This window comes from Cerasibacillus sp. JNUCC 74 (assembly GCF_053667775.1).
The window spans coordinates 2,743,880-2,758,419 of the sequence record NZ_CM132207.1 but is presented as its reverse complement, the minus strand read 5'-3'; the positions used below and the strand labels follow the sequence as shown (position 1 = coordinate 2,758,419).

The 14,540-nt window shown below is 35.3% G+C and carries 10 protein-coding genes and 1 riboswitch; of the genes, 3 read left to right on the top strand and 7 right to left on the bottom strand.

Annotated elements, in window-relative coordinates; genetic code table 11:
- Window positions 1-243: 243 nt before the first annotated feature.
- A riboswitch (SAM riboswitch) is annotated at window positions 244-354 on the top strand.
- A gap of 735 nt (window positions 355-1,089) precedes the next feature.
- Both metK and asnB read left to right on the top strand, forming a co-directional pair.
- The gene (metK, locus tag JNUCC74_RS12305; protein WP_454065568.1) at window positions 1,090-2,289 is read left to right on the top strand and encodes a methionine adenosyltransferase; all 1,200 of its coding nucleotides are present in this window, start codon (window positions 1,090-1,092) and stop codon (window positions 2,287-2,289) included.
- An 875-nt stretch (window positions 2,290-3,164) separates the two neighbouring features.
- Window positions 3,165-5,063 (top strand): asparagine synthase (glutamine-hydrolyzing), encoded by a 1,899-nt coding sequence (gene asnB, locus JNUCC74_RS12300; protein WP_454065567.1) that lies wholly within the window; start codon window positions 3,165-3,167, stop codon window positions 5,061-5,063.
- 17 nt (window positions 5,064-5,080) lie between these two features.
- Here the strand turns inward: asnB and JNUCC74_RS12295 are convergent, their stop codons facing one another.
- The 6 genes from JNUCC74_RS12295 to JNUCC74_RS12270 all read right to left on the bottom strand — a co-directional run bounded on the left by JNUCC74_RS12295 (window position 5,081) and on the right by JNUCC74_RS12270 (window position 9,997).
- Window positions 5,081-5,935 (bottom strand): C39 family peptidase, encoded by an 855-nt coding sequence (locus tag JNUCC74_RS12295; RefSeq protein ID WP_454065566.1) that lies wholly within the window; start codon window positions 5,933-5,935, stop codon window positions 5,081-5,083.
- Between the two features lie 55 nt (window positions 5,936-5,990).
- A complete protein-coding gene (locus JNUCC74_RS12290; RefSeq protein WP_454065565.1) occupies window positions 5,991-6,524 on the bottom strand; it encodes a gamma carbonic anhydrase in 534 nt (177 codons plus the stop codon).
- An 809-nt stretch (window positions 6,525-7,333) separates the two neighbouring features.
- Window positions 7,334-7,624 carry a hypothetical protein gene (locus JNUCC74_RS12285; RefSeq protein WP_454065564.1) on the bottom strand — a complete coding sequence of 97 codons (291 nt, stop codon included), beginning with the start codon at window positions 7,622-7,624 and terminating at the stop codon, window positions 7,334-7,336.
- A gap of 69 nt (window positions 7,625-7,693) precedes the next feature.
- On the bottom strand, window positions 7,694-7,954 hold the full coding sequence (locus JNUCC74_RS12280; RefSeq protein WP_454065563.1) for a hypothetical protein: 261 nt from the start codon (window positions 7,952-7,954) through the stop codon (window positions 7,694-7,696).
- A gap of 1,155 nt (window positions 7,955-9,109) precedes the next feature.
- On the bottom strand, window positions 9,110-9,406 hold the full coding sequence (locus tag JNUCC74_RS12275; protein ID WP_454065562.1) for a hypothetical protein: 297 nt from the start codon (window positions 9,404-9,406) through the stop codon (window positions 9,110-9,112).
- 84 nt (window positions 9,407-9,490) lie between these two features.
- Complete coding sequence (locus JNUCC74_RS12270; RefSeq protein WP_454065561.1) at window positions 9,491-9,997, bottom strand: DUF3189 family protein; 507 nt, start codon at window positions 9,995-9,997, stop codon at window positions 9,491-9,493.
- Window positions 9,998-10,383: 386 nt separating this feature from the next.
- Between JNUCC74_RS12270 and JNUCC74_RS12265 the strand changes: the two genes are divergently transcribed.
- Entirely contained in the window at window positions 10,384-11,484 is a 1,101-nt protein-coding gene (locus tag JNUCC74_RS12265; RefSeq protein ID WP_454065560.1) for a tetraprenyl-beta-curcumene synthase family protein, read from the top strand.
- Window positions 11,485-11,622: 138 nt separating this feature from the next.
- Here the strand turns inward: JNUCC74_RS12265 and adhE are convergent, their stop codons facing one another.
- Window positions 11,623-14,226 carry a bifunctional acetaldehyde-CoA/alcohol dehydrogenase gene (adhE, locus tag JNUCC74_RS12260; protein WP_454065559.1) on the bottom strand — a complete coding sequence of 868 codons (2,604 nt, stop codon included), beginning with the start codon at window positions 14,224-14,226 and terminating at the stop codon, window positions 11,623-11,625.
- Window positions 14,227-14,540: the final 314 nt, after the last annotated feature.

Here is a 14,540-nt window from a genome sequence, read left to right as displayed (position 1 = left end):
TAAGTCAAATTGTATTCACGTTCTTTTTTAGAACGACTTCGATATCTTTAATATGTTTATTAGTATAACACATTTATTCGAATAGTCCATACTAATGTTGTTCAATTTTAAAAAAATCTTAATTTCATAATTGATCCAGTCATTTGTTAGTTATGATTTTATTATATGGAAAAAACATCGGTAAATACGGTGAAAATAGTTGACATCGTATGCTTCTTTCGATAAGCTGATTTGGAACGGATACTCTTATTCAGAGTTGGTGGAGGGACAGACCCGAGGAAGCCCAGCAACCATCACATTTAGTGAAAAGGTGCTAACCTGATGCAAGGACTTTTTTTCCTTGAACAATAAGAGAGAAAGAGGCCAGTGACCCTTTCCTCATCAACAGTAGGAAAGGTTTTTTTATTGTCTAGGAAATCATAAAATTCTACAATGTGGATAACTTGTTTTGAAAAGTTTATTCGTCTAGCTCCATCGCCCATGCTAATAGACTTTAATCTTCTTCCTACGATAAGTCAACGTCGGCACGAATCTAAAGGAAGGTCGATGAAAATGGGCTTACTGCTCAGGCGTCGTCATACCCCTTGTTTAGAGGTATAGGCATATTTTCTTTATTTCGGATGTAAGGAGCTATATTTTTCTCATTTCAAAGATCTGCTTATCATTTTGCAGCTTTATGAGAAAAACGGCTCCTAAATCTGAAATTCGTTTGGGGCGACATGCTTGAAAAAGAAGTATACTTTTTCTGCGTGCGGTGTATTGCTATCGTAGCGTACTCTGTCCTTAAAAAAGAAAAACGCTTTTTATCCGTGTGTGATGTGTCGCTTCCGAAGTTTTTCTCGTTCTGTTGTAATGCTGACATCAGTACGTCCTGCGCATCAAAGCTTCGATGAGACGGTGTCATTGTGTAGCGAAGTGTATGGAACTGATTACAGATTACATGAATGATTCCCAAGCAGCATGTTGACCATACTTTTTGAATATCCTCTAATTTGTAGGTTTTAAGTAAGTGCAACTAGCCAGATTGTAGTAATGTGCATATATGATAGATAGAGTTCCGTATTTGATTTTAAAGGAGGACGTAGCAATATGGCTACTAATCGACGTTTATTTACTTCTGAATCTGTAACAGAGGGACATCCTGACAAAATAGCTGATCAAATTTCAGATGCAATTTTAGATGAAATATTAAAATCTGATCCTTATGCTCGAGTTGCTTGTGAGACGGCAGTAACAACTGGACTTGTGCTCGTAGCAGGGGAGATTTCAACAACAACCTATGTAGATATACCAGCAATTGTCCGAAAAACCATTAAAGAAATTGGTTATACACGCGCCAAGTTTGGATTTGATGCAGAAACATGTGCAGTCTTAACAGCTATTGATGAGCAATCTCCTGATATTGCCGGTGGTGTTAATACGGCTTTGGAGGCACGTCAAGGAAAAATGAGTGAAGAGGAAATCGATGCTATTGGTGCTGGTGACCAAGGGCTAATGTTTGGATTTGCTTGTGATGAGACAGAGGAATTAATGCCTCTTCCGATTTCGTTAGCCCATAAATTAGCAAAGCGCCTGGCCGATGTTCGAAAAGATAAAACGCTGGCTTACTTGCGACCAGACGGAAAGACACAGGTGACCATCGAGTATGGTGAAAATGATGAGCCTGTACGGATTGATACGATCGTTATTTCTGCCCAACATCATCAGGATATTACACCGGAGCAAATTGAAAAAGATTTAATTGAACATGTTATTCGACCAGTAGTACCAACTCATCTTTTAGATGAAAAAACGAAATACTTTATTAATCCAACCGGTCGTTTTGTTATTGGCGGTCCCCAAGGGGATGCCGGCCTAACTGGACGTAAGATCATTGTTGACACTTATGGAGGGTACGCTAGACATGGCGGCGGTGCATTTAGTGGAAAAGATGCAACAAAAGTAGATCGATCTGCTGCATATGCCGCCAGATATGTAGCGAAAAACATTGTTGCAGCTGATATAGCAAAAACGTGCGAAGTACAGCTTGCTTATGCAATTGGCGTTGCAGAGCCTGTTTCCATTTCAATTAACACATTCGGGACAGGGAAGGTAAGTGAAGAAAAACTAGTAAACGCGGTAAGAAAATTATTTGATCTGCGTCCGGCTGGAATTATACGAATGCTTGATTTACAAAAGCCAATATTTAAAGACACAGCTGCGTATGGACATTTTGGACGTACAGATCATTCATTTCCGTGGGAAAAAACGGATAAAGTGGATGAGTTAAGATCCCTTACTAAAAAATGATTCATAGCAGGCAGATTTAAACTGTTTAAAAGATATGATATTCCGTTTCAATCTGGAATTCATATCTTTTTTAATGTGTTAAGAAATTAGGAGTGTTTAGCGACTAGAAATGTATTTAGTCTGTAAAATTTTTTTGCTTACAGCCACAATGCTACAGACCTGTTGACTTAATTTCTGAGAATAACCCTATTATTAGCCATTCGAATGTGTATCAGATTAGGTCACTTAATAAATAGGCGTCTTTTTTACCCTATAGGAAAGAATAAAAATTTAGGCTTTATCCCGCATGTAAGGTGCCGTACTTTCCTCAATTCTAAAATCTATTATGCATTGTGAACATAAAAGAAAAATGGCACTTAAATGCCCGATTGGTTCAAGGGCCTTTAGGTCATACCTTTGTGGTACTAACATTCCGTGTAAAAAGCATTCCACGGAATGAAGCTTCACTTTATCGTATAAGAAAAATGATAGCTTTCGCCATAAAGACTCGGTGACAAGCCAAGTTTTTCTAATAAGAGGATTAAAATACAACTAAATTAAATTCTTTATCTGTATATTGCAATGCCCAATAGGTTATGTTAAGTTTAAAAAATCTTAACCTTACTTTATTCAAAAACAAGTATGCAAAACGGACAGATTTTCGTATGTGATGGAGAATAAATATAGGTGTGATTATAAATTTGGTACATATTTTTCAGCATCTTTTCTTACGTACTGTTTAGAAAATGAATAAAGAAAATAGTCTAGATTTGCTTAAACGGGCACTTTACGCGTTTATTTCCCAAAAGTTGTATGATATTATATTACTGATATGTTTCTTTAATATTTCATAATTATTACAAGTGCTTATTATATCAGGAGAGAAGGTTGACATAATGTGTGGTTTTATTGGAATAATGTTTGATTATCCAACAGAAAGAACAGAAGAAGACAAGGAATTATTTAAAAAACAAAATAATCTAATTACACATAGAGGTCCAGATGATGAAGGGTATTATTTTGATCCATATATTTCGTTTGGCTTTCGTAGATTAAGTATTATTGATATTGAAAGTGGAACTCAGCCTCTGAGTTATAATGATGAACGAATATGGCTTGTATTCAATGGCGAAATTTATAATTATATTGAAATACGTGAAAAGTTGTTGGAAGAGGGCTATAAATTCCAGACAGATTCAGATACAGAAGTCATTGCGGCACTTTTTTCTAAACTTAAAGAGGGTGCATTTCAATATTTAAGAGGAATGTTCTCGATTTTAATTTGGGATAAGCAAGCGGAAAAACTGTATGGTGCTCGTGACCCATTCGGAATTAAACCTTTGTTTTATCACGAAAATGATCAAGGTATTGTATTCGCCTCAGAGAAAAAGAGTATAACTTTAATGATGGAAAAAGAAGAGGTAAATAAAGAAGCTTTACAGCAGTATTTAAGTTTTCAATACGTACCTGAACCAATGACGATGACGGCTGGAATTCAAAAAGTAGAACCTGGTCATTATTTTACGAAAAAGCCAGGCGAACCAATTGAATTTACTCGTTACTGGCATGCAACCTTTCAACCAGTATTAAGAGAGAAACAAGACTGGATTAAAAAAATACAAGAGGTTATGTATGACTCGGTAAAAGTTCATATGCGCAGTGATGTTCCGGTTGGCTCATTTCTATCTGGCGGTATAGATTCTACATTGATTGTATCCATAGCGAAAGAATTTAACCCCGGTATTAAAACATTTTCAGTCGGCTTTGAACGGGAAGGATATTCGGAAATTGACGTTGCCAAAGAGACAGCAGATAAATTAAACGTAGAAAATATTTCTTACATGATTTCACCTGAAGAATATGTAGAAAGTTTGCCAACGATTATGTGGCATATGGACGATCCTTTAGCTGATCCAGCTTGTGTGCCACTTTATTTTGTTTCCAGAGAAGCGCGTAAGTATGTGACGGTTGTTTTATCTGGAGAAGGATCAGATGAGTTGTTTGGAGGCTATAATATTTATCGTGAACCAGAATCGTTGAAGGTATTTAATTCCATTCCAACTCCGGTAAAAGATTTATTAGCTAGAGTCTCAGCGATCTTACCAGAAGGAGTAAAGGGAAAAAGCTTCTTAGAACGAGGGACAACGCCTCTACGTGAACGTTACATTGGAAATGCTAAAATGTTTGAAGAAGATGAAAAACAACGCCTCTTAAAATGTTACAATGAGCAAATAAGCTATCAACAAGTAACGAGCAAATTATTTGATCAGGTAAGTCATTATCCTGCTGTAAATCAAATGCAATATGTAGATATTCATACATGGATGCGTGGAGACATTTTATTAAAAGCTGATCGAGTAACAATGGCGAATTCACTTGAACTCCGTGTTCCGTTTTTAGACAAAGAGGTATTTCGTGTTGCTAGTGAGATCCCTGTAGACTTAAAGATAGCAAACGGTACGACGAAGAATATTCTTCGAGAAGCAGCTCGCGGCATTATTCCTGATCATGTACTGGATCGTAAAAAGTTGGGTTTCCCTGTTCCAATTCGACATTGGCTAAAGAATGAACTGAATAGCTGGGCAAAACAACTTATTCGTGAAAGTGAGACGGATCATTTACTATATAAGGATTATGTTTTAGAATTATTAGAAGCCCATTGTCAAGGAAAAGGGGACTACAGCAGAAAAATCTGGACGGTTCTAATGTTTATGCTGTGGCATCAAAACTTTGTGGAGAAAAAAATGGATATAAATAAGTTATCATCTGTAGAAAAACAATTAGTTAAATCTTAATCTTGCAGGCGATCACTTTAATAAATAGTGATCGCCTGTTTGCCCATTTGGATCCATGCTGCTTTAAATTTATCGATGGGTGCTTTGTCAGCAAAATTTAACGGATCATTAAAATAAATGTACTTTTCATCATAGCCGGTAATAAGAACAGCGTGCTGCTTCATCGTGATGTCAATTTTCCCTGACTTTGTATTCCACGTAGTAAATTGACTTTCCGGCAGTTTATCATATGTTGTGTTGATAATTACCCAAACAGGATGTTGTTTATTAAGTTCTTCGATAATTACGTCAAAATTACTACCTGTGAAATCTCGAACCTTACTTCCAGCATATTTAGTTGCGAGTTCAGCAATAGGCTTGTGGTAAACCCCCATCCCAGGCGTGTCAAAAGAGTACATATCACCAACAAAACCGTTATAAGGATTGCCGAAGAAAATCTCATCTCCCTTTTTAGTATAGGGAGTAGGATCTTTTTTAACTTTTTTAGCTAGTTCCATCTTGTCGGCCTGAATACCATAATGGTTTAGGAGCATAGATAGACTAGTGACTTCACACCCTCTTGGCAATTCCGGGAGTTGTTGAATTTTTGGAGCATCGATTTTAACTTCGTTTTTGATGTTATGTTCAGAAAGGCGCTTGTTTGTTGGTGTATGCTGTTTATTTTCACTAACTGGAATAGTATCTTCAACTAGCTGCTTAAACGCACTTTTATGTTGAACGATAAAAATAGATAATATAGAAATGGCAGTTATCGAAAAAATTACTCCGTAAACAATAAATGACTTGCGTACCCATGATACTTGTTGTTTTGTACTTAAAAATAAAAAGAATATTGATAGTATTAAACTAAGACAAAATAAAATAATGTTCATCTGTCCTGTCTCCTATTACCTACTTACTGTACTCTTTATATCGGTAATTTATTCTTTAATTCAAGGGCATGGTTTGATCTTTTTGTTGGCATTTGTAGATTTCGCCTTTTTCAACATATGATCTACGAATCCGTTCCATTTCCTTATAATCAGCTTCGGTAAGCTTTCTTATCACTTTAGCCGGTCTCCCAAATGCTAATGTGTGTGCTGGTATTTTCTTTCCCGGCGGTACTAAGCTGCCGGCTCCAATAAATGCATTTTCTCCTACTTCAGCACCATCTAATAGGAGAGAACCCATCCCGATTAACGCCTTTTCTCGAATAACTGCTGAATGCAGTGTTGCTTGATGACCAACTGTTACATCATCTTCAATAATTAACGGGAGGTTCGGGCTTTGATGCAGCATGGATAAATCTTGAATGCTGATCCGTTTACCGATTCTGACTGGAGCAACATCTCCCCGTATGACAGTTTTAAACCAAATACTTGTTTGTTCATCAATAGTGACATCACCAATGATGGTTGCGTCTTCTGCAATAAATACAGACTCATGAATTTTTGGAAATATGCCTTTATATGCTTGTATCATTTTAAATCCTCCTGAAAAAAATATGATGGCTACTATTAGTATATCATTTTGGAGGAAGCTGCTGGATATAAAGGGATGAGGAATATTAGAAAAACTTCCCTGAACATCTTACCCATTAAGTGAGCAATAAAAGAAATGCTTTTCAAGCGATCTTTACGTAACTAGTACGAAAATATTAGAAACTATAAGAAAAGGAAACTTTGACAATGATATCGTCTTTATACTTAATCTGTCAAAGTCAATTAAAGATGAAATATATATCTTAAAAAATTGGGCGGAGAATTGTCTGAAGAAACGAAATTAAGTTTACTACCCTCTTGCTGAAAAACCTCCAGATGATGATGTAGAAACGCCTTGGAGAACAGCGTAAAAAAATACATAATGGCTTTAGGATGCCAAAGAAATGAATGAGTTTATGAATGAAAAGAAACTTCAAGAGGTACAGTTTCCATTCATATACGTTTACAGTAATATTTATATTTGTTGTTTAATATTAATTATACAGGGTAACTCTCCCTGAGCTGTCCAGCCTTAGTTCAGTTTAGTCTTGAGCTAGGGCTATTTTATTTCTCCCTTTTTCTTAAGTCTATGGAACCCTTATTGAAGGCTTATACAAGGTTTGAGTATTTTCGGTCTTAAAAATCTAAAAGGAAAAATAATTCTTTTCATTGCTGTTGAAAAATGTTTGACATCTATAATAGTTTAAAAATAAGCATGAAAAGACCTTGCACAGAACAAAACAGAAAGATCTGTTATTTAATCTTATTTTTTATGTGTAGTTCGTGGTATAAAAATAAGAAGGCGTTTTTTTACCTTCTTAATTGTCTTTTGTTTAGTTTCACTAGTGATAAATCATTCATGTCTTTTATCGAAGGGCTCTTACCACTACTTGCAAAATCTTCTAATTTTCTAACCGCAGCATTAAATTCAGTTGAGGTAATTTGACTAGTTGCTAAAAGTGTACATAACATTGCGTATGCAATAGGGGTGGTATCAATATTTACAGTTACATCGACATCTGAATTACCGCTATTTCCAATCGTGGAGCGAGTATCAGTTTTAAAGTCTAGTACGTGTAAGTTGTCATTTGCCTTCTTCAAATCAAATTCTCCTTTCAAGGAAAATAGTGGGATGTTTTTCACCCCACTAATAGTAACTAATGGTGTTTTTTAACGGTCCTCATCAATATCAACACGTTCTTTTTCATCAATATCAACATCAACATTGGAATTACCACTTCTAATGACTTTGGCAATATTAATATTGCGATTTCTGTTTTTTAGGTCGTTATCATTGTCGTTGTCATTATCATTATCTACACGGATATCGCTGTCGAAATCTACATCAGACCTTGCATCGGCATCAGCATCTGCTCTAGCCTTCGAAAAGCTAAATTCTTGATTTCCGTCTTCATCAAATTTTCTCCACATATAACCTACCTCCTTTATTTTCGGTCTACTTTACTATATTCATGAATAATTTTGTAGGGTTGGCTCTTATCCTGAGTAAATAGTCTTTTTTTGGACGTTTAAATAAAACATCTTTAGGTGGAAGCTTTTATATAAATCTAGAGACCAACTTTAGAAGTAATAAACTGTTCTGCATACTGAAGGGATGTAGAAGTTATAAAGTTTTTGGAGAACTTTTATGACATGCTTCATACCATTTACGCCAGTCGTAGATACAAAGGTTTATACTTTCCTATTAGGAATTTTTTTGACAAATATTAACTAATTTTATATACGACAATAAAAGCTTAGTGTACTATTTTTTCCATGTTAAACCCTTCCTCATATAGTCGAAACGAGTTACGGGGAGGGGCATTATAAGTTTGTTTTTAGGTTAAAAGGTCTATCTAGGGATTTACATAGTTATAAGAAGTATTTATTAAAAACTAAGTAGCGGAATCTGACACATCTTTCACTGATACCATTGAAGAAGGAATTATGTATGTAACCGGTGTTGCTCTTTCTTCTTTGGTTCTAAGCTCCCGGACTGCTAAAGAAAGGAGATTCTAAGTTAGGATATCCGGAAAATCATCGAAGCTAACTGGTGGAAACCCTTTTAGAAAGAACTATTTCCAAGAAAAATTAAATGTAGAATAAAACCACACTGATCAAAGTAAAGATGCCTGTGTTCTATATAGAGTGGATTTCAGCAGGTCGCTCTACAAATCCGATTATTAGAATGGGATTGAAGCTACTTGGTGAAATCTGTCCACAACTATTTACGATGAAGGAATACAGTAAGAATGTAATCGGAGATAAATTTATAAGTAAGTAAAAGCTGGAAAAGCAGATTCAGAAAATTTGCGTAAAAAGTGAATGCTTCCAAACCGTATAAGTTATTACCATTGGAAAACAGATGTAAAAGGACTTAAAGATTTTACTTTTGAAGGCGGCTCTCTAAAGGCTAGAAAAGAAGCGACTATCACTCTGGATGAATTGTATCCAAATCGTGATTTAAAATTCCTTATGGGAGAGCAAAAGGGGTCATGTTCCATTCAAGAAGTCGGATACATAGTTTAAAGTGTCAAAAGTTGAAATAATATGGCAATCCTTGTTCAACTATTAGGAAGACGTTTCTTATTCTTGTCTGACTTTTTTATTCAAATATTTTTCTCTAAAAACTACCCAATTAGTTTTTAATGCAGCATATGTCCCGACCGCTGCTGAACCATAAAATGCTCCCATAAAAATGCCTGCCCATAAGTCATGACGATGACTTATAAATATAGAAATGAAAAAGCCCAGAATACTTGCTATTGTTGGGAAGTATTGACGGGGGATAGGAAGTAATTTAAAGCACTGTGTTAGAATTACAATTGCAGGTACAGCAATAACGCCATCCCAAAAATTAGTATGAATAACGGGGAAATCCATGTTGATCAATTCCTTTATTTAAAATCTTGTTTGCAAAAAAAGGGTCATTTATTGGATTCGGTTAAATGTTACTTCTGCTTGCATTCATTTAAATGATTTATTTTCTAGAACGAGAACTTGTTTATTTGAAGATGTTGCTGTTTTTTTTGTATGTTCCACCAATTGATTAATACGCTTGCCACATTGTTTAGCACCTAAGATAAGTAAAGGAACACCGATAAAATCTATTTTTAATCCTCTGGAGAAAAATCCTCCAATTGTCATGGCAAAAGGAACTGTTGGTGAAGTATTAGAAAAGATTATTTTTTCTTTAACTTCATTTTTTTCTAGGATAAGTTCGATTAAATTTTTTAAAGCTGGTACTACTAAATGGTTATTTTTTCTTCCAATTGTATAGACTGGATTCCCATCTTCATCTATTCCGTGAAAAATAAATTTGCCGAAATCTTCTTTCGTTAATTTATTAAAATAATCAACATTTATAATTTCATCTTTTGTAAGTGTTCTATTAGTTGGTAGTTTTTTTAAGTGATAAGCAGCTGCTAACGATGTCGTATGAGTTCCACCATAATCATTATAGATATAAATCATTTTATCAGCCTTTCATGATTTATTTTTTATTATGACCATCTTCAGATGAAATACTCCTTATACGGAATAGTTTAGTTTAGCAGATAATGAAAAGGTTTGCTTTCGAATTCTTGAAGCATAAGCAGAGATTCTTTGATACCTGAGCATATATTTCAATGATTAATTTAAGCAGTTTTTAGGATGCGGTCGTTTACGCAGGAGGATAAAAATTTGACTAAAACATCCCGAAAGTTAAGTTTCGAATAGCGTAATTTGTAAAAAACGTATGATAAAAACGTACATCCCCTTGTGTATCAATGGTTTGATGTTTTGATTAACTGCGTTTAATAAGCTAAAATAATATTTACAGCAGACAATATAGTGGCTAGATACAGAACGGAGGCAACATGTTGAGCTATCAAGTACCAAGTACTCCTGCTTCTTTAATGATAGCAGTTTATCGAAAGATTTTTCCTACTGTAAAAAAAGAATTGACTTATTGGCAAAAACGAGCAAATGAAATACCTGATGAGGAATTACGGTCTCAAGCATTGGCTAGTATTACAGCAAAACGTTTCCATTGTCAAGGTGGAGCAGTATATGCATTTTTAGCGGGAGATAGATGGAAGAAATGCGTGCGTTTTATTGTTGCTTATCAAACGATTAGTGATTATCTGGACAATTTATGTGATCGTAGTACTACTATGGAAGCTAGATCATTTGAGCTATTACATACTGCAATGACTGATGCATTATCCGGAAAAGTGGAATCAACAGACTATTACGCATTTTTTCCTCATAAACAGGATAATGGTTATCTATTAGAACTTGTAAAGACTTGTAAAGAAGTTGTGACATTATTAGATGATATACCAACTTTTCAAGAACAAGCTTTATGGCTGGCCGAATTGTATCGTGATTTGCAAGTTCATAAGCATGTTATTCCAGAAGAACGGGTGCCGCGATTAACCACCTGGTCTAGGGAAAATAATATTTATCCATTACAATGGTATGAGTTTTCCGCAGCAGCGGGATCGACTTTAGGAATTTATTGCTTAATTTCCTATGGATTGGCAGGGAGGTTGTATCGTAAATTCGCTAACCAAATCGTTACTAGTTATTTTCCTTATGTCCAAGGGTTGCATATCTTGCTTGATTATTATATTGATCAACAAGAAGATGTGAAGGAGAAAGATTTGAATTTTTGTTCTTATTATGCAGATACGTCAACAAAACATGAACGTTTATACTATTTTTATAAGCAAGCAAACTTATATACAGAATCTTTGCCAAACCATTATTTTCACCAGATGGTCATCCAAGGATTAATTGGGTTATATTTAGGGGATAAAAAAGTAAAGCAGCTAAATGACTCAAGAGTAGTCAAGAGGATGTTTTTTGAGAAGGGAGACAGAGCAGCACTATTTTTTCATTGGAATACAAGAGTATATTATTTTATGAAGCGATTTTTCCATCAAAAGACCGCCCATACTCATAAGTTAGAGTAAGAGCGGTCGGCTAACGTTTCTTCCGTTCACGGGTAGGCTAATACCGTGTGGAGATAGAAAACGAAGTAAAGAACGTTTTTTATTTAATGATAGAGTTTTATTCCGTGCTAGTTTGAATGATTTGATTATATCGAACAGCTAAACTCCTTTATATGCTTTTCGATAAATTTCGGCTAATTCCGTAACTAATGGAAGTTTTGGATTTGCCGTTGTACATTGATCTTCAAAAGCTAATTCAGCAAGTTCATCTACTTGTGCTTCAAATTCTTGTTCATTTATTCCTGCATCTTTCATGCTCATTGGAATATTTAATTCCTTTGCAAGTTTAATGATAGCTTGTACTAAGCTTTCAACACCTTCCTCTACTGTTCTTGCCGGAAGATTCAACGTAGCTGCAATTTCTGCATAGCGCTTGTCAGCAATAAAATATTCATACTTCGGAAATGAGACGAATTTTTCCGGTTTTTGTGCATTGTAGCGAATAACATGTGGAAGTAGAATCGTATTTGCTCGGCCATGTGCAATATTAAATGCAGCACCTAATTTATGGGCGAGGGAATGGTTAATACCTAAAAACGCGTTGGAAAATGCCATTCCTGCAATTGTAGATGCATTATGCATTTTTTCTCTTGCTAAAGCATCATTTCCATTATGATATGCTTTTGGTAAATATTCAAATACTAATTGGATTGCTTTTATGGCCAAACCATCCGTATAGTCATTTGCCATATTAGACACATACGCTTCAATCGCATGTGTTAAAACGTCCATCCCTGTATCAGCAGTTACTTGTTTTGGTACAGACATAACAAATTGCGGATCTACTATTGCTACATCTGGTGTTAATTCATAATCGGCTAATGGATATTTCATATTGGCTTTTTTATCGGTAATAACTGTGAAAGAAGTAACTTCTGATCCTGTTCCAGATGTAGTTGGCACGGCAACAAATTTTGCCAGCTTTCCTAACTTTGGATATTTAACAATTCGCTTGCGAATGTCCATAAATTTTTGTTTTAATTCATGGAAATCGACTTCCGGATACTCATAAAATAGCCACATTGCTTTTGCCGCATCCATAGGTGAACCGCCACCAAGAGCAATTATCACATCAGGTTTAAATTGGCGCATCATTTCTGTACCTTTTTGGATGGTATCAATCGATGGATCTGCTTCGACATCAGAGAAAATTTCACAATGCACGTAATCAGGGCGCTTCCGTAAATAATACAGTGCTTTATCTACATAGCCAAGTTTAACCATAACTGGATCGGTGACAATAAAAGCTTTTGATATATCCGGCATTTTTTCTAAATATTGAATTGCATTTCTTTCAAAATAAATTTTAGGAGGTAGCTTAAACCATTGCATATTATTTTTCCTCCGTGCTGTTTTTTTAATGTTTATCAGGTTTATGGTGCCAACATTCGTAGAGACAGAGTTACCTCCATATGTTCCACACCCTAAAGTCAGAGAAGGCATGTGAGCATTATAAATATCGCCGATTGCTCCTTGAGAAGAAGGAGAATTTACAATGATTCTTCCAGCTTTCATACGATGTGAATATTTTTCTATGATGTCATCATCGGTTGAATGAATCACTGCAGAATGTCCTAATCCACCAAAATGTAGCATTTCTTCCGCTCTTTTTATTCCTTCTTCCGTGGAATTTACCTTGTAACAAGCCAGGACAGGACTTAACTTTTCTCTGGATAGCGGAAATTCAGGACCAACGCCTTCGAGTTCAGCAATAAGAATCTTCGTATTTTTTTCTACTTTTACTCCTGCCATTTTGGCGATTTCATATGCAGGTTTTCCTACAATATCTGGATTAACAGCACACGTTGTTGGATTGATTACGAGCTTTCCAACTTTCTTAATTTCGTCATTCGTTAAAAAGTGACATCTATTTGCTATAAGTTCTTGTTTAACCGTATCATAGATTTCTTTATCAATGATTACTGCTTGTTCGGACGCACAAATCATACCATTATCAAAAGTTTTAGAAAGAATAAGATCGTTCACAGCACGTTTAATCATTGCTGTTTTTTCAATATAACATGGTACGTTTCCGGGCCCAACGCCGAGTGCAGGTTTTCCAGAACTATAGGCCGATTTCACCATTCCTGCTCCACCAGTTGCAAGGATTAGTGATACACCAGGATGATTCATTAGCGTTTTTGTTGCGTCAATAGAAGGAGTTTCTATCCATTGAATACAATTTTTCGGTGCACCAGCTTTTACTGCAGCATCCAGCAGAATTTTTGCTGCATAACTGCTACTTTTTTGCGCGGATGGATGAAAGGCAAAAATAATTGGATTTCTAGTTTTAATTGAAATTAATGATTTGAACATGGTTGTCGATGTTGGATTAGTAACAGGTGTTATACCACAGACAACTCCTGCTGGTTCAGCATACTCTTCAACACCTTCCAATTCGTTTTCATTAATAATGCCAACCGTTTTATCATATTTTATGTTATGATAAATATATTCAGTTGCGAAAATATTTTTGATTACTTTATCTTCAAAGACTCCGCGACCAGTTTCTTCAATCGCTAACTTTGCTAATTCCATATGTTTATCAATTCCAGCCAAAGCCATTTCCTTAACAATCGCATCAATTGCTTGTTGATCTAATTTTTTGAATTCATCTAAAGCACGCTCTGCGTTAACTACTAGTTGATCAATTGTATGAGAAACCTGCTCCTTTGGGGAACTTGCTTTTGTTTTAGTAGTCATGATAAAGCCTCCTTTAAAAGTTTGTGAAGTATTGAGCAATCTCTTTACAATTTCATTATATATCGTCTTTTAATAAATTTCTATATTAGTTTGTGAAGTATTGAGCAAGTTGATTTTAGTGTAAACGCTGTACTATAACAATGAAACGTTTACAAGGTTGATGTAATAGTATTATGTATTTTTTGTGAACAGACGATAAAAATTGTAAAACAGATACTGTTTTATTGATCTACGTAAGTGGAATTACACTTTTGAGGAAAGCTTTAGTAACTAACAGTAGGCAATAGCCAAGCTTCTGGGCGAGACTATTGTCT